This is a genomic window from Novosphingobium naphthalenivorans NBRC 102051 (genome assembly GCF_001590985.1).
GTDB lineage: Bacteria > Pseudomonadota > Alphaproteobacteria > Sphingomonadales > Sphingomonadaceae > Novosphingobium > Novosphingobium naphthalenivorans.
The window spans coordinates 1-1,138 of sequence record NZ_BCTX01000204.1; the positions used below are offsets into that span (position 1 = coordinate 1).

3 protein-coding genes are annotated in these 1,138 nt (G+C 55.3%); 2 read left to right on the plus strand and 1 reads right to left on the minus strand.

Features of this window, described 5'->3' with window-relative positions; translation table 11 throughout:
* The first annotated feature begins 139 nt into the window (after positions 1 to 139).
* Positions 140 to 346 carry an SHOCT domain-containing protein gene (locus tag NN5_RS24710; protein ID WP_067739369.1) on the plus strand — a complete coding sequence of 69 codons (207 nt, stop codon included), beginning with the start codon at positions 140 to 142 and terminating at the stop codon, positions 344 to 346.
* Between the two features lie 55 nt (positions 347 to 401).
* On the plus strand, positions 402 to 824 hold the full coding sequence (locus NN5_RS24715; RefSeq protein WP_067739372.1) for a hypothetical protein: 423 nt from the start codon (positions 402 to 404) through the stop codon (positions 822 to 824).
* 60 nt (positions 825 to 884) lie between these two features.
* Here the strand turns inward: NN5_RS24715 and NN5_RS26505 are convergent.
* Positions 885 to 1,138 (minus strand): hypothetical protein (locus NN5_RS26505; RefSeq protein ID WP_169801061.1); only part of this gene is annotated, 254 nt, incomplete at its 5' end.

Genomic DNA, 1,138 nt, shown 5'->3' on the forward strand with positions numbered 1-1,138 from the left:
TCAAACCTTGATGGAGATTAAAGATGATAGCCGAAACCAGGATATCGTCATCGGACGCTGGTGATCGCACCCTGGCCCGAAGTAGCACGGCAAAAGCAGTTCTTGCGCACACTGGATGCGCATTGGAGGAAGCAAGCTCATGATGAACTGGGGCTATGGAATGTTCGGCGGATTCGGAATGCTCCTGTTCTGGGGCGTAGTTATTGTGCTCGCGGTCCTCCTTCTTCGCCAGGTGACGCGCGGAGGAACCCGGTCACGTGCGCGCCAAATCCTTGAAGAGCGTTATGCCAAGGGCGAGATCAGCAAAGAAGAATTCGATGAACGCCGAAAAGATCTGAGCGAATGATCCCACATTGGCCCTGTTCAATCGAAATGTTGCCCAATCTCTTGAGGAGAATGACATGAACAAGCTCTATCTCGCCCCGCTGGCAGCTCTATTGGTCGCAGCAGCACCGGTCGCGCTCGCCGAGCCTGCGCCCCAGGCCGCGCAAAGCGCTGACTCGCAGCAGATGGCCCAGCGCTTCGAGCGCATGCAAGCCCTGATGGCACAGGCGAAGGATGCCCAAGGAAGCGAGCGCATGCAGCTGATGCACGAGCACATGCAACTCATGAAGGAACAGATGCAGTCCATGCACCAGATGATGGGTGGGATGGACAAAATGAGCGGCATGAACGGTATGAGAGGGATGAAGATGGGCGGCGACAGCTCGGGCGACAATTCCGCGATGATGGGCCGAATGCAGGCTCGCATGGACATGATGCAGCAAATGATGGAGCAGATGCTCGATCAGCAGAGCATGATGCAAGGCCAGCCAGCGAAATGATCGTTGAACTTGTCGACGGCATAAGGCGATTGTTCGCTCAACCGATACCTTCGGCAGGTTCTAGCGACATAATGATTTGCGTTCGATGCGAAGGCCGCCTTGGAGAATAGAGAGCCCGATGTCGAGGATCATACGATCTTCACGGAGGGAGACGACCTGTTCGAGGCGATGAACGCTGACATCGGGAAAGCTCGGCGTCGGATCTTGCTTGAAATGTACATATTCAAGGAGGACCATGTCGGCAGTCAAATTATCCATGCTCTCCTGCAGGCGGCCGAGCGTGGTGTTGAAGTCAAGTTGAGCCTTGATGCTCT